Origin of the sequence: Caldinitratiruptor microaerophilus (assembly GCF_025999835.1) — a bacterium.
Classification (GTDB): Bacteria; Bacillota; Sulfobacillia; order Symbiobacteriales; family ZC4RG38; genus Caldinitratiruptor; species Caldinitratiruptor microaerophilus.
In genome coordinates this window covers 628,019-648,563 of the sequence record NZ_AP025628.1, presented here as the reverse complement: position 1 = coordinate 648,563, position 20,545 = coordinate 628,019, and the positions used below count along the sequence as shown (strand labels likewise).

At 62.4% G+C, this 20,545-nt stretch carries 10 protein-coding genes and 1 pseudogene; 6 read left to right on the top strand and 5 right to left on the bottom strand.

From position 1 onward, the window contains the following. Positions 1-199: 199 nt before the first annotated feature. The gene (locus tag caldi_RS03035) at positions 200-1,021 is read right to left on the bottom strand and encodes an SDH family Clp fold serine proteinase (protein WP_264843640.1); all 822 of its coding nucleotides are present in this window, start codon (positions 1,019-1,021) and stop codon (positions 200-202) included. Positions 1,022-1,046: 25 nt separating this feature from the next. Beyond that, positions 1,047-1,766 (bottom strand): rhomboid family intramembrane serine protease, encoded by a 720-nt coding sequence (locus caldi_RS03030; protein ID WP_264843639.1) that lies wholly within the window; start codon positions 1,764-1,766, stop codon positions 1,047-1,049. 503 nt (positions 1,767-2,269) lie between these two features. Here caldi_RS03030 and caldi_RS03025 point away from each other — a divergent pair. Continuing rightward, positions 2,270-3,265, top strand: a complete 996-nt coding sequence (locus caldi_RS03025) for a hypothetical protein (RefSeq protein WP_264843638.1) — start codon at positions 2,270-2,272, stop codon at positions 3,263-3,265. Between the two features lie 271 nt (positions 3,266-3,536). Here caldi_RS03025 and caldi_RS03020 read toward each other — a convergent pair whose 3' ends face one another. Beyond that, on the bottom strand, positions 3,537-3,788 hold the full coding sequence (locus tag caldi_RS03020; RefSeq protein ID WP_264843637.1) for an AbrB/MazE/SpoVT family DNA-binding domain-containing protein: 252 nt from the start codon (positions 3,786-3,788) through the stop codon (positions 3,537-3,539). 490 nt (positions 3,789-4,278) lie between these two features. On the opposite strand from caldi_RS03020, the gene caldi_RS03015 reads away from it, so the two are divergent. Next, positions 4,279-4,731, top strand: coding sequence for a PaaI family thioesterase (locus tag caldi_RS03015; protein ID WP_264843636.1), 453 nt, complete (start codon positions 4,279-4,281; stop codon positions 4,729-4,731). A gap of 462 nt (positions 4,732-5,193) precedes the next feature. Here the strand turns inward: caldi_RS03015 and caldi_RS03010 are convergent, their stop codons facing one another. Next, positions 5,194-6,789: a thiamine pyrophosphate-binding protein gene (locus tag caldi_RS03010; RefSeq protein ID WP_264843635.1), complete on the bottom strand. Its 1,596-nt coding sequence runs from the start codon at positions 6,787-6,789 to the stop codon at positions 5,194-5,196. A 979-nt stretch (positions 6,790-7,768) separates the two neighbouring features. Here caldi_RS03010 and caldi_RS03005 point away from each other — a divergent pair. The 3 genes from caldi_RS03005 to caldi_RS02995 all read left to right on the top strand — a co-directional run bounded on the left by caldi_RS03005 (position 7,769) and on the right by caldi_RS02995 (position 17,664). Further along, the gene (locus tag caldi_RS03005) at positions 7,769-11,533 is read left to right on the top strand and encodes a DUF4338 domain-containing protein (protein WP_264844717.1); all 3,765 of its coding nucleotides are present in this window, start codon (positions 7,769-7,771) and stop codon (positions 11,531-11,533) included. Positions 11,534-11,557: 24 nt separating this feature from the next. Continuing rightward, positions 11,558-13,027, top strand: coding sequence for a hypothetical protein (locus caldi_RS03000; RefSeq protein WP_264843634.1), 1,470 nt, complete (start codon positions 11,558-11,560; stop codon positions 13,025-13,027). 176 nt (positions 13,028-13,203) lie between these two features. Then, positions 13,204-17,664: an ATP-binding protein gene (locus caldi_RS02995; protein ID WP_264843633.1), complete on the top strand. Its 4,461-nt coding sequence runs from the start codon at positions 13,204-13,206 to the stop codon at positions 17,662-17,664. Between the two features lie 189 nt (positions 17,665-17,853). Here caldi_RS02995 and caldi_RS17860 read toward each other — a convergent pair. Then, positions 17,854-18,906, bottom strand: a pseudogene (locus tag caldi_RS17860) (IS1634 family transposase); the annotation flags it as partial. Between the two features lie 310 nt (positions 18,907-19,216). Here caldi_RS17860 and caldi_RS02980 point away from each other — a divergent pair. Continuing rightward, positions 19,217-20,545: an IS110 family RNA-guided transposase gene (locus caldi_RS02980; protein ID WP_264843630.1), complete on the top strand. Its 1,329-nt coding sequence runs from the start codon at positions 19,217-19,219 to the stop codon at positions 20,543-20,545.

Here is a 20,545-nt window from a genome sequence, read left to right as displayed (position 1 = left end):
AAATAGGCGCCCGGGAGCTGTCGCTCCTGGGCGCAGGTGCGTTTCGAACGCCGCTACCCGTGGGCCGGACGAAGGGATCACACGAGGCGAACTGGGGATGCACCGCCCGGCCCGCGTGGGCCCGTCCCACGGCGTAATCCGTCGTTCGCGGCGACCACGGGGCGAGGGAGACCTCAGGCCCAGCCCGGCCCCTTCCGCCTCACCGCGTGCGCTGGCCGCGGCGGGGCACCGGCAGGTACTCCACGGACACGGTCTGCCGTACCGGCTGCGGGTACAGGGCCATGAGCTGGTAGATCTCCTGGGGCACGCCGCTGCGCACGTGCAGGCCCAGCGCCTGCGCCTCCTCGAAGGTGATGGGGTGGTCGTGCGTCCACGTGCCCTCGGAGAGGATGCGGGCGATCTCCCGCGCGGCCTCCGGCTCGTACCGGCCCTGCAGCAACTCCTCCACGTGGCGGCGCACCTGGGCGATGGCCTTCTGCGCCACGTCGGCCAGGATCAGGGTCCGGTCGTCGAGCTCGGCGGGCGGCTTGGTCTCGACGACCCGCACGAGCGAGGCGGCCGGGTACTCCCCGAGCTGGGGGTCCACGGGGCCGAGGACGGCGTGCTCGTCCATGACGATCTCGTCGGCGGCCAGGGCGATCAGGGTGCCGCCGGACATCGCGTGGTGCGGCACGAAGGCCGTCACCCGGGCCCGGTGCTTCCGGATGGCCCGGGCGATCTGGAGCGCCGCCAGCACGAGGCCGCCCGGCGTGTGCAGGATGATGTCCAGGGGCACGTCCGGGTCCGTCATGTGGATGGCCCGGATCACCGCCTCCGAGTCCTGGATGTCGATGTAGCGGTACACCGGGAAGCCCAGCAGGCTCATCCGCTCCTCCCGGTGGACCAGCACGATCACCCGCGAGCCCCGCTCGGCCTCGATCCGGGCGATCAGCCGCTGCCGCGCCGCCTCCAGCAGGCGCTGGCGGAGCACCGGCTGCAGGGCGGAGGCCAACAGGAAGAGCCAGAGGATTTCGCCGAGCACGTCGCCAACCTCCTCACGCCCACCCTCACCACGGGCGGTATTCGTCCGGGAAGAACGCGCGGTAGTACCGCCGCGGCTTCAGGAACAGGCGGTACAGGAGGAGCCCCGCCAGGAAGCCCCCGACGTGCGCCCACCAGGCCACCCCACCCCACTGGCCGGGGCCGAGCAGGGCGAACGCGCCGCTGACGAACTGGGAGGCGAACCAGCCCCCCAGGTAGACGGCTGCCGGCACCTCCACGAACCAGGGCAGCAGGAACACGGGCACCAGCGTGATGATCCGGGCCCCGGGGAAGAGGGCCATGTAGGCCCCCATCACGCCCGCAACGGCACCGGAGGCGCCGATGGCCGGCACCGCGGACCCCCAGTTGGTCACGACGTGGGTCACGCCGGCCGCCACCCCACTCAGGAGGTAGAAGGCGAGGAAGCGGAGGTGCCCCATGCGGTCCTCCACGTTGTCGCCGAAGAGGTAGAGCGCCCACATGTTGCTCAGAAGGTGCACCCAGCCGCCGTGGAGGAACAGCGACGTGAGAAACGGCCACCCGCCGTCCGGGGCGATGCCGCCCCCGCCCGGCGACGCCAGGCCGGCGTACCGGGCCGGCACCAGCCCGAGCCAGTGGATCAGGAGCTCTCGCAGGTCCGCAGGCAGGGCGGCTTCGAGGAGAAACACGAGGCCGTTCGCCAGGATGAGTCCCCACGTCGTGAGCGGGGGCGAGCGGTGGGGCACCGTGTCGAAGAGCGGTAGCAACGCCATGCCTCCCGGGCCGGCCCATGGCCGGGGCGGCGGACGGGGCCTGCCCGTCCTGTCCGCATTCGTGATTGATAGAAGGATTTGATCACGCCTGCCCGCAGCCCTTCTGCCCGGCCCGGGGCGCCGGGGGGCGGCGGCCGCGGTGCAGGCGGGACGGATCGTGACCGGGCCTGACGCACCGGACACGCGCGCAGTGCCCGGGCCCCCTCTTCGGCGGCGCCACCTGCAGTGCCTCCGCCTCGGGGTTCCAGTACGAGCGGCGTTCCGACAGGAAACTGTCCTGCTTTGTTGAAAATGACCGCGGCCTGAGTCAAACCCGTATCCGGAACCCCTGGTAAGGGGTACGCCGGCGAAGCACCCTGCGGCCTCCGTACAACCCGTGTCTGCACTCCAGGCCGCCACGCAGAGGAGGTGAGGGGGTATAGCGCTCGTACAGACGAGCGCCTGGGGCCTTCCCGACCACGGGTAGGTCGGGGCCTTCCACCCCAGACCCGATTTAGATGAATCTGTTCTGGTCCACTCGTTCCCTCACCAGCAACCGCGAAGACCACCTCACCGAGTTCTTTGCCGCCGCGCTGGAACTCTCCCCGATCTTCCGGGCCCGCTATGCGGCCCTGTTGCTGGGTGAGTACGCGTCGAGGCAAGGCTGGCCGGAACCCATCATCGCCAGGGTGGAGACCCAGGTATCCTACCCGGGTGCGTCGAGCCAGCCCGACCTACGGCTCACCCTTGATGACGGCCACGTGATCCTGGTGGAGCACAAGCTCGAGGCCCCCGAAACGGTAGAAAGGGAGACCGGCGAGCGGAACCAGTTGCAGCGTTACCTGGCGCTGCCGGTGGACGGAGTGGCGTACGTATGCTCCTCGTTCCGCTCCCTCCCGGACACCGTTCTGGCCGACCCCAGGTACATCCGCCCCTCCAATCGGGACCACTTCCTGTGGCGGGATTTCTATCCGCTGCTGGACGATCAGGACCGCTTCCTGGGCTGGCTCAAGGAGGGCTTCGAGCGGCTCGGCTTCACACCGCCGCTCCCCTGGCTCGGCGAATTCGCAGGGCCGAAAAGAGGGCCCCAAAGCGAAGAGATCAGGCGTAACAAGCGGAACTTCGCCAAGCTGTGGGAGAGCACCCGCCAGGGCGCCCGTAAGCTGGGCTGGCACAGGATCGAGGCGGGCGACATCGTAGAGCTCTACCTGCGTGAGGGGACATCCGACCTGGCCGCATCGGTCTTCGTGAGCCCGGCAAAGGCGGAGCGCTTTCTCATCCGGGTCACCCCGAAACCGGGCCGACTCGGGGCGGTGATCAAGGTCATGGAGGAGGCGGCCCGGAGCGCGTGGGTGCCCACCGAGGTGGCAAACCGCCAGGTGACCCGGAAGGGAAAGGTCAACGTGGTGGACGTCACCAGCTCGTTACACGCCCTCCTGAACCGCGAGGAACAGCCCGCCGAGATGGAGCGGAGGCTCGCCGATTACGTCCTGCACTTCCTCCGGAGGCTCTAGTCCACGGTGGTCCAACTACCCCGGCCAGTTCCTCACAGAGCCCGGCCGGGGCTTGTAGCTGCGTAAGTTACTTGCCCTGAATCCATGATCGGAAGGCATCGAGTTGATATGTCGGGCCAAAGGTGGCTGAAACGGGGCACTACGCCCCGACGGCCTGCAGAAGTCCTGGACGTGGAATGTGCGCCGATGAGGAAGTCCATGTGTGCACGTCGCGCCGCCGCGGGCTCACCGGCCAGGAAGTCGATCAGGACGTTCGTATCCACCGCAGTGCTCATTCGCTCTCGTGCCCCCGCAGCCGGCGCAGCCAGCTGTCCACCGCCTCAGGAGGCTCTCCCCCTGGCTCGCGCCAACGCCCCTCGAACTCGCGAAAGCGGCTACGCTCCCGTACTGGCGTCACCCACACGCCATCGGGATCGACCTGAAACGTGATCTCATCCCCCGCCCCCACGCCAAGCGCCCGGCGTACCTCACGCGGCACGGTGACCTGTCCTTTTCGGGTAAGTTTCGCACGATAGGTGGGCATCGCCGCCTCCCCCTCCGTCGAGGCTCTCGCATTACCACATCCCCTTACTCTGTTTCCTTACCACCCAGTATACCTCCGGTGACCGTGGCGAGGTGGTGGCACTGGTTCGCCCTGCGGCACAACGTATACCCCTCGAAATCCAGGAGGTCCCGTCCCAGCATCCCGACGTCATGCTGGCCGCCTGCATCGGTGTCCCGGATCCCGTGTTGGGCGTGATCAAAGGTGCTCGCGGCATCGCCTCGGGGCTGCAGCCCATTCGGCGACCGGGCGCTGCCCCACCTTCAACCCGACGGCTTGGCAGATCGCCCCCGGCGCCCAGGTGACAACGGCCCGGGTGCAGATATCGAAGGGAAGAAGCCCGCGACCATTCTTGTCGACCGCCACCAGGGCAAAGGCCTCTTGCGCCCTTACCTGGGACGGCAGCCCCGGTCACCGTGGCACTGCGCACAGACCCACGCATGCGATGATCATCCTGGGGGAGGGAAAGAACATGGGCGGACATGAGCTGCTCCACCTCGGTGAAAAGGTCCTTGCCGCACAACCATTCAGCAGACTCGTTGGAGCGAGACTCGTGCAGTTTCAGCCGGGGGAGGCAGTACTGGAGATCCCGGTGCGCCAGGAGTTGCTGCAACAGAACGGGTTCGTCCACGGCGGCGTTCTCAGCTACGCGGCCGACAACGCGCTGACGTTCGCTGGCGGCACCGTTCTCGGGCCAAACGTCCTGACGTCCGAGTACAAGATAAACTATTTGCGACCCGCTGTCGGGGAAAAGTTAATCGGGCGGGCCACCGTCGTTCACGCCGGTAAACGTCAGGCCGTGTGTCGCTGCGATGTCTTCGTTGCCAAGGGCAGTGCAGAAGAGGTGCTTTGCGCCACCGCTCAGGGCACCATCGTGATGACGTCACCGGAGTCAGAGACCGCTGGCGCTACCCGGCCTGGATAGAAGTTCAAAGGAACGCGCCGCGAGAACCCGGCCGGGTCCGCGGCGGTGCCGCCCTCGCCCGCCAGGCCCAGGCCCACATACCGGGCCGGGACCAGGCCCAGCCGGTCGATCCGCTGCCCCCGCAGATCGGGGGGCAGGGCGACCTCGCCAGGGAACACGAGACCGCACGCGGCCAGACCGTCCGCCGATCCCTCCCGTCGGGGCGCCGGGACCGGTCATCGCCGCGGTGCGGGCGGGAAGGACCGCGATCCGGGCCTGACCGACCGCAGGCCCCACGAACCGGCCACCCGCCCCGTGCCGGGGCACCCGGATCAGCGGCGCCGCGTGCCAGGCCCCGGCCCGGGCAGGGCGAACCTGGGCAGGGCAAGCCCGAATCCGTAGCCGCTCCCGCAGGCACCTGGCGGTGCACCGCCCCCGCCTCCGGGCCCGCCGCCTCCGGGGCCTGCGGTGCGTCACCTCACGTCACTTCAGCCGGTACCCCGCCGGGTTCACGTGCACCGCGACGAGGAAGGGCCCGTCCGCCCGGGCGGCCTCGGCGAAGGCCACCTCCGCCTCCTCCGGCGTGCGGACCGTCCTCGCCTCGACCCCGAACGCCCGGGCCACCGCGGCGAAGTCGGGGTTGCCGAACCGCGTCCCCGTGCTCGGGTAGCCCCGGCGCTCCTGGGCCATCTCGATGAGGCTCAGGGCACCGTCCACCAGGACGACCGCGGTCACCCCCAGCCCCACCCGCACCGCCGTCTCCAGCTCGGCCATGCTCATGGCGAAGGCGCCGTCGCCCGCCACCGCCACCACCTTCCGCTCCGGGTGCACGAGCTTCAGCGCCAGCGCCGCCGGGAAGGCGTAGCCCATCGACGAGAGCCCGTTCGACATGTAGAACGTCCCGGGCACCGTGCTCTGCCACACCTGACCCGTGGCCATCTTGTGCGCGCCCACGTCCACGGCGATGAGCGTGTCCCGGGGGAAGGCCGCCTGCAGGGCCCGGATCGCCTGCTGGGGGCTGAGGCCGGGCACCTCCACGTCGATGCGCGCCCGGAGACGCCGCCGCACCTCCGCGACCTCCTCCAGCGCCCACCGTGCCCCGGGCCGCACCGCCTCCGCCAGCGCGGCCAGGGTCGGGACGAGGGGCCCGGTGAGGTCGAAGTCGACCGGGTAGTAGGGGTCGGCCGGGACGGTGTCGACGTTCAGCACCGGCGCGTCGAACGTCCAGTCCCTGTCGAGCTCCACCGGGTCGAAGCCGGCGGCGATCACCCGGTCGCTCGAGGCGATCAGGTCGAAGAGGACGTCCGTGCCCAGCATCTCGATCGTGCCGGTGAAGAGCGGGTGGTCCTCCGGGAAGGTGCCCTTCGCCTTCGGCCCGACGATGACCGGCGCCCCGAGGCGCTCCGCGAGGGCCACCACCTGGCCGGAGGCGCCGGCCCGGGCCGCGCTCAGGCCCACGAGGAGAACCGGCCGGTGGGCGCGCTCGATGCGCTCCGCCGCCGCCCGGATCGCCTCCGGGGCGACCGTAGCAGCCGATCCGCCCCGCGCCGGCACCTCGGGCGCCGGGTAGGGGCGGTCGTCAACCTCCGCCGCGGCGTGGCTCGACGGCAGCATGAGGTAGACCGGGCCGGGGCGCTCCTGCGTCGCCACCCGGAGCGCCCGCTCGACCACGGCCTTCACGTTCCCGGGGTCGATCCGGGCCTGCCACTTCGTGATCGGCCGGTAGAGCGCCATCAGGTCCAGGGCCTGGTGGGTGGCGATGGTGTACTTGGCGTCCGGGAGCTGCGCCGTGATGGCGATGACCGGGGCCCGGTCCAGGTACGCGTGCGCCACCCCGGTCACGAGGTTCGTCGCCCCGGGCCCGAGGGTGGCGATGCAGACGCCCGGCCGGCCCGTCGCCTGACCGTAGGCGTTGGCCATGAATGCCGCCGCCGCCTCGTGGCGGGTGACGATGAACTCCACGCCCTCCTGCCGGAGCCCCTCGATGAGCTCGACCACCTCGCCGCCCGGTAGCCCGAACGCGTGCCGGATGCCAGCTTCCCTGAGCCGGCGACCGATCCAGCGTGCGACGGTTGTCATTCGCTTCGGCCTCCGTTCGATGCCCACTCAGCACTTCAGTGCGTAACTGTGATGGAGGATTCGCCCCGGATGCGAGAGTGCCTGGCAGGTACGAACGATGGGGCAGGAGGTTAGGCCACTGAACGCGATTCGTGCGAACCCTGGAACAAACGCCGGGTAGCGTAACGGTGAACAGCCCGGGCCGCTGCAGTGGCGCAGTGGGCGGGATCCCGGTCGGCTGACGCATGAGACAATAGAGGTCCGGAACACCCACTGGCGCCAAGGTCCAGGTCAAGCGTACGGTGCGCCGGCAATCGGATGCGGCGGAGCGAAGAGCCGCCGCGCGAACAGTGTAATCCGATTGGGACGGGGCTGAGTACGAGACGGCGTACGGTGCGAGTGATCCCGACCGATGCCCATCGACGAGAGCCCGTTCGGCTCTTAGATCTCCCGAACACAGTCCTATGCCACACCTGACCCGTGGCCATCTTGTACGCGCCCACGGCCACGGCGATGAGCTTCGCGGGGAAAGGCCGCGTGTAGCGCCCGGATCACCTGCTCGGGGCCGAGGTGGGGGACTCCATGTCGATGCGCGCCCGGTAGTCCTGTGGCACCTCCGCGACCCCGGGGCGCCCACCGGAGTCCGGGCAGCACCGCCTTCGCCGGCGCGGCGAGTAGTGGAACGAGCGGACCGGTGAGCAGGTTAAATTACACCTTGTCTCTGGAGCGAGGGGGGACGAGACGTCATCGCCGCCCACCCATAGACCTCCGGTAGGCCTGTCCCCTACGGGCCGCGATACTAATGGGGTATTCCGTGGTAAACTGGAAGTGGTTAGCCGAAATGTGAACGAATACAGTGATCCCCCGAGGCGAGATGTAGAGGAGCGGGACTCGTCCGCGCGGCGAAAGAGGTTCACATTCGACGAGGTTTTTAGCCAGCGCTGTTTTTTGGCGTATTTGTTTGACGTGTAGACCACGCGGAGTGATGGAGTTGAAGCTGATGTCGATGAGTAAGGCTCCCATTATTGGTCCTAGAGTATTCGCGCCTACGCTTACGGAAGAACACACGGAACGCCTACAGCGCACGGTGATGGAATTTATCGCCAGTAACAACCCAGAGATCGTTCGCTCCGAGATCGCCCGCGTGCGACTTGATATACGGGAACTGGAGAGTCGCGGAACAACCGAGTTGGAGTTGTTGCCTACGCGTAAATACTTAGCCGCTTTGCTGCTGGTGCGCGACCTAACGGCGCAGGGCTGGGAGTTTACGTTGAAGGAAGGGCAACTCGAGGTCGCACCTCCTGTCTCACATACCGACAAGAGCGATGCGGCCAAAGCGAAACATGCAGTTCGACGGTCTTATCAATTCGCTCGCGAACTGCAACTCAATGAACCCGCGACATCGGAGTTTATCCGCGCTATGGAACGCCGGGGGGTACTAAAACTTCTTGCCAACGGGGCAGAGTTGGCACGCCGGTTGGGGGACGTTCTGGCGATCCCGATCCAGGAGCGGCCTGCAACTTTGGTCGAGCGGCAAATCATCCGCCCGTCTCTGCAATTGGTTGAGGCAGCAGCCCGCGATGACGTTACCGGACTCCGCTTACAGGACATCTGGCGCTATTTCCGCCACTACTGGTCGATTCCGTACCAGAGCCAGCCAGGGAGAAACATGTTTTACCTCGTTCGTGATCTAGCTACTCCCAACAAAGCGATTATCGGTATAGCCGCCCTCGGGAACGCCCCCATGCAACTCACACCCCGCGACAAGAGGCTGCTATGGAGCGTAGAGGAACTGAGACAGTTCATACTCAGGCAGGAGCAAGCAGCGAAAGAGGCTGCGAAGTTCAACCCAGCCAAGGGGGTGCAGATCAGGCAAGACTTGGAAAACCGCCTGATTCGCTTAGCGATGGCGATGGAGCGAGTAATCACTCAGGCCATTGATGGCATCCGACTCGACGGATTATTGGACGATGCTAAAGAGGTTGCTGCGCTTGATGATCCTACCGACGAGATAATCAATAAGTTACGCGCCATCGCTGAACAGAGTGCGAACCAACGGCGGCTTGACCTAAAGCAAGGCAATCACGAAGAAATCACTCTTTTAAAGCAGGCCTTCCAGGATGCGACCGAAGGACGTCTCGAGAAAGTCGACTGGCGCCGGCTAAGCGATACCCAGCTGTACCGCTATAAAAGAGCAAGGACTCTTGCTGATGCCTTATTTGCCCGCAAGTTGTTTCGTCAGACCAGTCTGTTGCAAAATCCTTCATCGGCCATACGTCAACTACTACAAAACGAGTCAGGGCGGCGGGCCATTGCCCTAGCGATAGCGGCGATGAAGAGGGAACGGGTCGGCACTAATATGATGGAATTGACGGTGTGTGGGGCAATCCCACCGTATACTTACCTGCTTGGAGGCAAGTTGGTCAGCATGTTAATGCTCTCCCCAGAAGTCTGGGCCGACTACCGCGATCGTTATTCCGGGCAAGTCAGTTACATCGCCTCAGCCATGAAAGGTGAACCCGTGGTGCGACCCGCTGATCTGGCCTTCATCGGTACCACCAGCCTTTATGCCGTAGGCTCCAGCCAATATAACCGTCTGAGAATCCCAGTTCGGTATGTCGGCGGAACCGGAGACGCTCTATTGACCTTAGAGCAGTTGGGCTATACGAACAGTTACGGAACGGTCCACTTCTCAACGGAGGCGGCAGAAGCCTTGTACCGAGTGGACCAAGCGGCTAAAGGGATGAGAAATGTAAACCACATCTTTGGTGAAGGCCATAGTCCTAAGTTACGCAAACTACGTGCGGGCCTCGACGCGCTGGGTCTTAATTCTGACCTCTTCCTACAGCATGCTGACCAACGAATCATCTATGGTGCGTTCTTGGCTAGTAATAGCGAGGCCGTCCTACGGTGTGAAGAAGATCACTTGAATTACCTCCTGCCGATGGACCAACCGAAGGAGCGAACTCGTCAAATAGCTAACTATTGGCTACAGCGTTGGCTCGCAAGTCGCATTTCCCACGAAAAGGGCCAGGAGGTGCTTTCGAAAGTTGCTTCCTTCCGGCCGGAGCAGTTTGCCTTGAGTCAAGAACTAGTGGCAGAGCCCAATCAACGCACTTTCTTGGCAGAACTTGAGACTGAGGCGAAGGCACTGGCGAGCCAGCAGGAACCGTCAGGGCGGCCTCAAGGAAGCGAATTTGTCCGCCACCTGTACCGTAGCATCGGCAGTTACTCTGATCACCTAACTGAAGATGAGCGGAACTGGATCCATGTACCCTTTGATACCATCGACAACTGCGTGCTTGAGGCCTGCGGTCGGAATAAGCACATCATCGTGACGGGTAACCCAGGAGACGGGAAAACCCACTTAATCGAACGGTTGCGGCCATCGCTGGAAGCCGAAGGCGCCATCGTGATTACCGACGCTAACGCAGTGCCCGATGAGGAGATCCTTAGGCAGTGGAAACTCGCACGTTCAGAAGGGCGACCGTTCTGTCTGGCGATTAACGAATTTCCACTGTACAAACTCCTCGGGGTAGCCCCCGACTTCCCTCCACTGAGAGAGGCGTGGCGGCAGGTCAAAGAGGCGTTATATTACTTTGACGATGAACGTCCTGCGCCCCCCCAGGAGAACGTTCAGGTTATCGATCTGAATCACCGCAACCTCCTGGCGCCAGCAGTGGTAAAGGCAGTCATCGCCCGGTTGACTAATGACCGTTTCTATCAGGGCCTTTCACACTTGGACCCGATGCTGAAGAACCGGCAGCGCCTCATGGAACTACGGGTACAGGAGCGGCTTTGTGACCTCCTCGAGGCCCTTGGTCGACAGGGACTGCATGTGACGATGCGGCAACTAGTGGGTTTCGTCGCCTATCTGCTCACCGGTGGACAGGATCGCCTGACCCGTGAGCGCTCCCAAGGTAACTGTGATCTTCATTACTACAACTTGGCCTTCTCAGGGGATGGGCCTTTGTTTGAAGCCCTCCGATCGTTCTTTGACCCCGCAGTAGTGACCCACCCTCGGCTCGACGAAGCTCTCTGGACAGGGCAGACTAGGTCCGAGGATTGGTTGCAAAACGGAAGCCCACCGATTCCACAGAGTGCTCCCTCCGACCACCAGGAAACCCTTTTTCGATCACTCAAACGGCGGTTTTACTTCGAACATGTAAACGGCGACTCGCTGCTTAAGATGATGCCCCAGGATTTCGTGCGGTTTCACAGACTCTTGACCCAGGGCGACACCAACGTGGCCGGCCTGCTCCGTAGCATCGTCCTGGCGCTCAATCGGTTCTTCGTCCCGAATTGGGACGAGCATAAGGATGATATTCTCTACCTCTGGACCAGTCACCGCTACGATGCCAAGGCGCCAGACGTTTTCGTTGCTACCAGTTACGTTTCCCTCGATCGCCTACAAATCGCTATTCCCAAGCCGGCTCCCTGGTTGCAGGCATGGATGGGAGAAGGCCTTCCATTCTTACCCCAGCACTTTATAGTAGCGTCCAAGGAGCGAGATAGCCTCGGAAAGCGCGCCACGCTTTTGGTGGATGTGGAACTTTACCTGACCCTCCAGGATGCCACCCGGGGGTTTATCGAGCCAACTTGGAACCGTTCATCCACCAGGCGGATCACTCGATTTATCGACGACCTACGCCGTGTCGTGTCCACGAGTGAGCCAATCCACACTGTTACGGCTCAGAGCATAAAACACGGCCTCAGTACAGTCTTTAAGGTCCAGCGGTCCTCACACTCCTCGTATCAGTTCTAGAAGCGGAGCAAGGGGTAAGCAAGTATGGCTCGTCAGGATGGGATCGAGCAGATTTTTAAAGACATATACCAAACACTCGGCTACACACCGACAAATAACTCTATTAAGCCAGTCCACATCGTGAACGGCCTATGCCGGGCCTGTTTAGGCGGCTACTATGACACGAGACCGTTGAACCGGACGGCAGTGTGGTGGGTGCGCAAGCAAAAGGCCGGATTTGACGAGGAGCGAAACCCATCGAATGCCCTGCTGGAAGAATACTCCACACTATGGCCTAACGTAGCCACTTCCCAACAACAGGCCCGCTTCGAGGACTTCCGCAGACTACTGAAAGCCACCTATGGGGCGGACGGAGCAGTGTATGAGCAGGGCGATCAATCCTCGTTTACCCTCGCCAACGAGCGGGCGGTGACCGGCGACCGGTCCCACAACGGGGTCGGTAGATTTCTATACCGATTGCTAACCGCTGGGCGGGGGGCAGCGGGGAGTCCTACCGTCGCGTGGCTGCTAGAGGTATTACAGGACAACACTGACCCCTGGTCCACGCTAGCATGGCCGCTGCTGGAGCGCAGCCAGTGGAGACCCGATTCAACGTCTGAGGAAGCAGTAGAATCCCTTGATTCCCCAATTATGCGCGGCCTCCGAGCTGCCTTTGACCGCTTAGCTCAATTCGAACGGCGCCGTCGGAGCAAACTAAGTGGCCTGCGGCGACTGGGGCTTCTGAGTTCTTTTGCCACTTTCCTTCACCTTATCACCCGATGGGTCGAAACAGCTAAGAGCGACGAGCAAGCAGCCCGACCTCCGATACTCTTCGATGTAAGTGAAGGCACGTTACGAAGCGTAGCCATCGCTAGCCACGCTTCATTCCGCGCTGCTGGCCAAGCTGTTGAGCAATTCCTCCGCTATCGAGTGAAAGTGGCTTTTGAATCGGAAGGGAGTCTTCCCACTAGTGATGACGACGCCCGAGCATTTCTCACGCAGTTAGCAGGAGAGGAAAAAAACCGGGAACGCCTGCTTCAGCGGTTCATAGCCCTACGCCAGTCCGAAGGTTATTCCGTCGCCGATGCCGTAGTACGTAGCGTCGTCGATCAAGGACTCGAGAGTAGAACGGGTAGTCCTATGGGCTTTTTGAAAGAACTCGGCCGTCGGGCAGGTTTTGTCGGTCCCTGGGGCAACCGGTCCGAGCGGAAACGCTATCAGGTGACCAGTGATTTCCTAGAGGTACTGGTCATCGCCACGGTCGACCAGGGCGAACCGGTTGAATTCCCTGCACTCCTCGATCAATGGCGGTCACAGTTCGGGGTTGTCGTGGGGCAGGAAAAAGACGACGATGTCATCCGACGTAACAATCTCCTGCCATACGTCTTTGGGTTACCCACACCGGTCGACGAAGATGAGTTGCGCCAAAACGTGAAGTTGCTTAAGCGGCATCTAGAAGACATAGGCTACGCCCATACTTACGCTGATGGTACGACAATAGTTCTTGTGGAGTGAGGGGTAGCGGTTTGAGTACGAAAGAAGCCCAGGCGATAATTTCCGAATTGGTAGCTGCCGTTATCAAGCGTAGCGCTCCTCCAATACGCCTACTGGTCAAAGATATCCCGAGAATCAACTACCATTCCGTCATCGATACGTTGGGTGGCCTCCTGCAACAGGGGCTACCCCTGCACGTGGCAGTCATCCCCGACTGTCCCACGCCGGAGGAGTTGCGAACCGAGCGAGAGCGCCTATGTCAGCATGCCCGGACTGCCGGTTTTGCGCTAGGCGACAACTTTGTATGTTCCGTGGAGGAAGCAGAACACTGGCGGAATACGCTTCCCCTATCAGCTGCTATTGTCGTCTTTGCCCCTTCCGAACATGCCAAGCTAACTTCGTTTGATGACTTTTACCAGCTGACTTCGTCGAAGTTGAAGGGACAACTCTGCGAACACGAGATCCAGCGACTTCAGAACGAACCTGGTGGTAACGAGGTTCAACCCCGGTGGTGGAAAATACTGAAGGAGAGCCCTCGCGTTTCCTTAGGTAATCTGCTCGACTATTACGTGAACCTCCGGTCACTACCGTATCAGGAGTACGTGAAAGAAGCTGCGAAACAGATTCACAGACTCGGGCTATTGCCGGATCCCCATCTCTTTGATTATCCGAAGGAGAAGGACATCCTCCGCCGTTTAGAGCTCAATTGGGAGTTTGTGGGGAAGATCACCGAGTTGACTGAGAGCGACCGTAAGAAAATTGCTGAGACACTGCGCCTCGTCGACAACCCGGAGGCCAGGGCGCGGCTCCAGCGCACCTTTCGGCTAATTCGTGGACTCTACGAGTCCAACGGACAGGGCTTCGCGCAGCTTACTCTTGATGACGTGATAGAACTCTGGCGATGGCGCCCCGCCGCCGCGCGGCTGGCTCGCACAAGCCAATCGCAACTAGATCAACGCGTCCTGCGTGCGCTATTGTCAGGAACTGACGAGTCGGACTTCTTACAAGACCTGCTGGCCGAAGCGCAGAAAAAACTCACAGGCGTCAACATATCTCTGCCGTTGGACGATCCCAGACCCAAGGAATTCAGACTCCAGGATCAGGACTCGACCGCAAAAGTCGTGTTTACGGTCGATCCGGCGATCGTGGCGGTTTGCTCCGCCCTCTTTACCGAGACACGTCTCGGGGGCTTGATTGAAAGCGACGTACCCCATCTCGCAGAAGCCTTGCGTAAACTGACCCCTGACTCGTTGCGACTTGAGTGGACGCGAACCGAGGTCGAGGAGTACCTGGAGTACATGCACGAGGTTGAAGCAGGTGCTCATCTGCACCACGCTTATCGGGACTACATGGACAAGCGCGCTGCGCTCGTGCCGTCTATCCCGCTTCTCTGCTCCTCTCCCTTGCTGCTCCTTGCACAGGACGAGTACCTTCACCAGGTGAATAACTACATTGAATCCTTTGCCACTTTCCTCTCCCTACTCAATCGGGCATACGGTGTGCTGTTTGAAGAGTATGGAGAGGACGTGCGGGAACTCTTCGCCCGCGTTTTAGAAATTGATACTATTGTCGTCAAGCATCCGCGAGGCTTCTCAGGTTTGCTCGGCCCTCTCCATCCCCTCTACCTTTGGCATTACGCCGAACTCTGCAGATTAGTGAAAACACAAGTCGACCGGTTGGATGATATGGAGAAGGAACTGATCCTAAACACTTCATTGCGATTGCCGAATTTCCTCAGTAATCTCTGTATCACCAACCGGATAACTGGGAGTGGCACGAGGGTGTTAACAGCCCAAGGGAGAATCGGGCCGTTGCCCCATTATGAAGAGTCGGCCGGCAGACTCCATAGTTCTGACGGTATGGAGACTGTGGCCGAGTGGTTGCGCCAGTTTGTACAGTTGTATCGACACGCCCGGTATGGGCTCAGGGTCGCACTGGTAGGCCCTCGCTCCCTTGGTCAGGAGTTGCTCAAGTGTATCTGTGATCTAGCGGACGAGGGGACAATCCAAGGCGCGCACGTGACCGTGCTTACCACCGAGGGCAAGGGGCAAGAGCTCTTTACGGCGGAACTATCCCACGACGATGAAGAACGAATTGGCGAACGCTTCCGTGGTGTGGGTCGGGAACGAGCCTTCACCTTGGAAGTGCTAACAGCAGCCGAGGACTGGGTTGCGCAGGTGCGGGAATTGGATCTCCCCATGCACGTCCTGTTGGTCTTTGATCGAACTCCAGGCGCAACGCAGCGCAGCCGGACCAGTGAGCAGGCAATCCAGCCCCTCTACCAGCCGCGAAAGTTCCAGTACCGAATGAACACAAAACAGGTTGAGCTCGTGCCAGCTCCAGGCGGACTGTTTAAGGCCTACTACGACGTGGCCGTTCAATTGGACCAAAACGCGCATCCTTCCTATGTAGCTACTCATCAAGACCAGGCATTTCGCGAACAATTGGGGCATTTAGCGGGAGTAGCGCCGTGGGTGATTATCGCCGATCGCCATGTTGATCGTGACCTGAAGTTTGGCATGCTCCGCGTTGCCACAGCAAGGGAAGGGGCACGGCAACTCGCAGCCTTCACCGACCAGGCAGGCCGCTTCCGGCGCATTCTCCGGGACGTGGTCACCCGCTATAATACGGCTGTCACGGACGGCGAGTTAGACGGTTTGCTTGAGGAACTAAGTAACCTTCTAGACCAAGGTCTGATTCACCTGGGGTCCAATGACGAATCGGCCCGGGTGAAAGGGTTGCTGGGCACACTTATTGTTGCTCGCTGGTACAAGAAACAGGCCGAAAACGCGATGGTAGTCAGTCTTGACAGCGAGGAATCTCGTCGCTGGCTTCGCCTACGCTCGGATGGGCACCGGGCTGATTTGCTCGGTGTGGTTTTGGCGGAGGATTCGGTCCGCCTTGATGTGATAGAAGTCAAGACGATAGACAATGGAAACGCCGAATTTCAGATTGATGGCGATTGGATCTCTGGACCCGCCATCGACCAGTTGCTGGCCACTGAGTCGACCCTGCGAGAGGTTTTCGCATCGGCTTCGGAGCGAGAAAATGAACTCTTGGTAACTCCCGCCCGCCGGGAGGTACTGCGTGAGCACTTTTACCGCGAAATCTCCAAGGCCATCTATTCCTCAGACCAACGAAAGACGTGGTCTAAGATTCTCGATCGCTTGTTCGATGGGGAGTTGGCGGTCGATATTAGACTAAATTTAGCGATGGTCCTTATTGGTCAGACGGTGGATCAGCCCATCCGACAGTTTAAGACCGTAGGCCAACCTCAAACGCCCGTTCGTCTAGTCCAGTTAAACGAGCAACTCGTGGAGGTCCTGGCCCCTCACCCTTCAGAGCAAAGCGTGACGTATGGACAGGAAGGCGAAGCAACGCCCCTTTCTCCCCGTACAGATGACTCGGAAAAAGAAAGCCAAGGTAAAGGACCGGGTAAAGGAGAGGGGACGTCTGACGGAGAGAATCAGTTGAGTGTAACGCCTGGAAAAGGTACCGATGACTCAACCGAACCTATCCAGAGTACGGGGCAACACTCGTCAAGCCATCTCGGTCCCACTGAGCTTCCACGGGTCTTTATTGGTAAGGGGATGCGGGGAGCGACAGCGGTTCAGGCTTGGTTCGAACCACACCGGCCGGACAATCCGCTTCCTAATCCGCACATCATCATCACTGGAGCTACTGGTACTGGCAAGACACAGGCGATTAAAAGCATTCTGCTACAGCTCCGCCGCGCCGGTTTTCCGACGCTGATCCTAGACTTCAAGGACGACTATTCGGGTCGCGACTATGCTAAGGTAGAACATCTAGAGGTGTACGACGTAGCAGCCAACGGGCTGCCGTTCAATCCCCTTGCCCTCCCTCCGGACCCCCATAGTGGTACTGTCAACGCCATAAGCCACATCTACAAGATCGCGGGGATCCTGCAGCGGGTCTTCGGGCTCGGTGTGCAGCAGGAAAACAGGTTGCGAGAGGCTATGAAACAGGTATACCTAAGCAAGGGTATACCGCTTCACCCCGTTGTTCCGAGTGGGCCCATCGCTATTCCACCGTTCCGGGACGTTTTGAAAGCACTGCAGGAGATGAAGGGGACCGACGAACTGGTCGGCCGGATTTCACCCCTCTTCGATCTGCAACTATTCCGGGCAGAGGCGGGTAGCCTCGAGGACCTGTTCGAAAGTGCTGCCACGGTTCGCCTCAGTCAGTTGCCATCCGACGAGGTGAAGAACGTCGTCGCCGAGTTCCTGCTCATGGGGTTGTATAACCACCTGATCCAGAGGCCTCAACCCCATCGGTTGTCCCGCACCCTCGTCCTAGATGAAGCCTGGCGTATCGCCAATTCCCCGTATCTAGAGCCCTTGATGCGAGAGGGCAGGGCCTTCGGCCTAGGGGTGATCATCGCCACCCAGTTTGCGAGCGACCTACGGGACGTGATCCTGGGTTCAGCGGCAACTAAGCTCTACTTCGCAACCACGGAAAACGACCACATTCGGCACATTGTGAAGGCACTCCTCGGCCGCACCACCGGGACTGAGGCTGAGCGGCTAGCTGCGCTAATCAAAGATCTGCCACCGTTCCACTGTCTCTTGCAAAGCCTACACTTCAGTCCGTTCCTGAGAGTGCGTGTCCAGCCTTACATAGAGCACCAGGACAACTAGACAGCAGCAAGGGCCACCTTGAGGAGGTGTGCTGTTGCCCGCGCCAGCCGGAAAATAGCAGTTGCTCCCATCTGGCTCAAACAGCTCGTAGGCACACAAAGGGCGCGCAAAGCGCGCCAGAAGCCGTCTACCGGGTTGCACCGTCGAGAGGCGCGTGTACTATTCGGTCCACCTCCGCCGGCGTAGCCGTTACTGCAAGAAGCGGGGCGGTTCGCCGATCCCCAGCGCGGTCAGGATCTGCTTCTGCTCCGCCGTTGTCTCCGTCCGCTGCCACACCTCCCCGTTCGCACCGACGAACCGCCCCAGGTGCATCCGCTGCATCGCCGACCGGATCTCCCGCCACGTCTTTCCCGTCTTGACCTCCGCCACCCGGATCAAGAGCAGCGCCAGCCAGCACAGGAGCACATGCGCCCGGATGCGCTGCTCCAGCCGGTGGTACACCGGTCCCAACTCCAGGCGCTGCTTCAGCGTCCGGAAGGCGGCCTCCACCTCGGCAAGCTGGCGGTAGCCCAACGCCACGTCCTCCGCCGAGAGGGTGTCGTCCGAGGTCCGCACCAGGTACTTCCCGTCGAGCCGTTCCTCCTCCTGGATCTTCGCCCGGTTGATCCGCACCCGACCCTTGGCGTCGGTGACAAGGTAGCGGCCATACACCGGGTGCACCACCAACTCGCAGGCCGCCTTGGTGTGGCCCTCACCGGATAGCTCCCCGATCGCCTTCAGCTCCTCCTCGACGTGCTGCAGCATCGCCTCCCGCTTCGCCTTGTCCCGGGCCGCCTCCTACGGGTTGCGGACCACCACGTAGCGCTTGCGGGCTTCCCCGTCCCCCACCACGACCTCCTTCACCTCGATGTTCTCCCGCACCCGCTGGTACCGCCCCGGCCGCGAAAGCGCCGCCTCCACGCTCGCCTTCCCGCTTTGCATCTTCTCGCCGGCGATGTAGTGCCCACCGGCCGGCTGCAGTTCCCGCAGGTTCTCCTCCGAGACGAACCCCCGGTCCACCACCGTGATCACCCGGCCGAGCTTCCACCCGCTCAGGTCCCGCTTGACCTCGTGGAGGACCGACATGTCCGCGGTGTTACCCGGCCACACCCAACACCGCACCGGGATGCCGTCCCGGGTCACCGCCAGGCCGATCACCACTTGGGGCAGGTCGGGCCGGTGGTCCTTGGAGTACCCCCGGCGCCGGATGCCCTCGCCTTCCTCGTCCTCCGCCTCGATCTCGAAGTAGGTCGTGGTGGTGTCGGGTGTGTGATGGTCCAGGGGGAGGGGGACAGGACAGGACCCTCCCCGGGGTCAGACTTCTCGGGTTGGTGCCCCGGACCATAGGCCAAGGGCATCAGGGACGGTCTGACGAACAAGTTTGCGGGGGTGAGGGCCAAGGCTCGTGACTGTCGAGCTAGCCCTCCGGGCTAAGGCTCTTTCCTTGCGGGCCCCCTCACCTTCGCGCCCTTCGCGGTGACCAGAGAGCGCTGCGACCAACGCTGACACCTGAGCGCATCCGGAAGGGCGAATCGACGTCGGGAGGCGAGAGACGACCTTGCAGTCACGTACCTTGGCGGTCGGCATTGATCCGGCGAAACGGGCCCACCAGGCTGTAGCGGTGCTCTACCCCGACCACGTGATGCTCACCCGCACGCTGCGAAACCGGATCGAGGACATCGAGCGTCTCGACGACGACGTCCAGGCTCTGGCCGCGGAGCACCAGGCCGAGGTGGTCTACGGTCTCGAGGACCACCGGCGGTATGGCGAGGCGCTGCTCCAGGTGCTTCAGGCCCGCGGTCGGCGGGTCACCGTGGTCAACCCCCTGTGGACCCACCGGCAGAAGGACTTCTACGGGCAGGACAAGGACGACGTCATCGACGCACGGGCTATTGCCGCCGTGGTGCTTCGGCGTGGCCAACGCCTCCCGGACGCCACGGACGCCCACGAGGAAACCGCTGCCCTGCGCGAAGCGGAGCGCACGCTCCAGGACCTGTCTGAACGCTTCACGCGGGCGATGAACCGGCTGCACCTGCAGCTCAGCATGGTCTACCTGGACACCTACGAAACCTTCTTCTCCGACATCAAGGGGCCGTGGGCCTGGCGGTTCTTTGCTCGCTTCCCCTACCCCCAGACGCTGAACGGGCTCACGGCACCGGAACTGGCCGAGGTGCTGCGCGAGTTGGCCGGAGGGCGCGTGGGGCCCCGCTCCCGGGAAGCCAGCCGCCAGGCCCTGGAGCAGCAAGCCAGCCGCATCCTGGAGGCCACGTGCCGCCTTCGCGAGCAGCCGGCCACGGTGGTGCACCGCCTGCGGGCGGAGTTGATCGGGCAGCTGTGCGGGGAACTGCTGCAGATCCACGAAAGCAAGGGGCGACTGAAGCATCTGCTCGACGACGAGCTGCTTCCCGCACCCGGCCGATCCCTCATGGCCATGTGCGGAGTTGGGATCACCCTGGCGGCCACCGTCGTCAGTCAGATCGGTGACATCCGCCGCTTCCCCAGCCGGCATGCCTTCGCCAAGTACAACGGCACCGCACCGGCTGCACGCAGCAGCGGGGGGCGGGTCCGGCACGCAGCCCGTAAGAGCTCCAACCACCGTCTCAAGCGCGCGATGTGGCTCATGGCCCTGGCCGCCGTGCGCCACGATCCCCTGGCCAGGGCTTTCTACGACCGTTGCCGGGCTCGCGGCCTCTCGAAGCTGGAGAGCCTCAAGCGTGTCGCTCGTCGCATGTCCGACATCGTGTACACCGTCCTCCGCAGTGGCCAGCCGTACGACCGTGCCCGCGTGGAGGCGAGCATTCGCCGGAGGGCCGAACAGACAGCCCAGGAGCCGGGTCGCGGCCGCACGCCCGTCGTCGACGAGGCATCCAAGCGTTACCGCGCCCCGGCTCCTACACCCTGA

Excerpts from the sequence above, each read along its gene's own strand:
- caldi_RS03020 (WP_264843637.1), bottom strand. The coding sequence starts at position 3,788 with ATGCCCACCTATCGTGCGAAACTTACCCGAAAAGGACAGGTCACCGTG.
- caldi_RS03000 (WP_264843634.1), top strand. The coding sequence starts at position 11,558 with ATGGCTCGTCAGGATGGGATCGAGCAGATTTTTAAAGACATATACCAA.
- caldi_RS03005 (WP_264844717.1), top strand. The coding sequence starts at position 7,769 with ATGTCGATGAGTAAGGCTCCCATTATTGGTCCTAGAGTATTCGCGCCT.
- caldi_RS03025 (WP_264843638.1), top strand. The coding sequence starts at position 2,270 with ATGAATCTGTTCTGGTCCACTCGTTCCCTCACCAGCAACCGCGAAGAC.
- caldi_RS03010 (WP_264843635.1), bottom strand. The coding sequence starts at position 6,789 with ATGACAACCGTCGCACGCTGGATCGGTCGCCGGCTCAGGGAAGCTGGC.
- caldi_RS03015 (WP_264843636.1), top strand. The coding sequence starts at position 4,279 with ATGGGCGGACATGAGCTGCTCCACCTCGGTGAAAAGGTCCTTGCCGCA.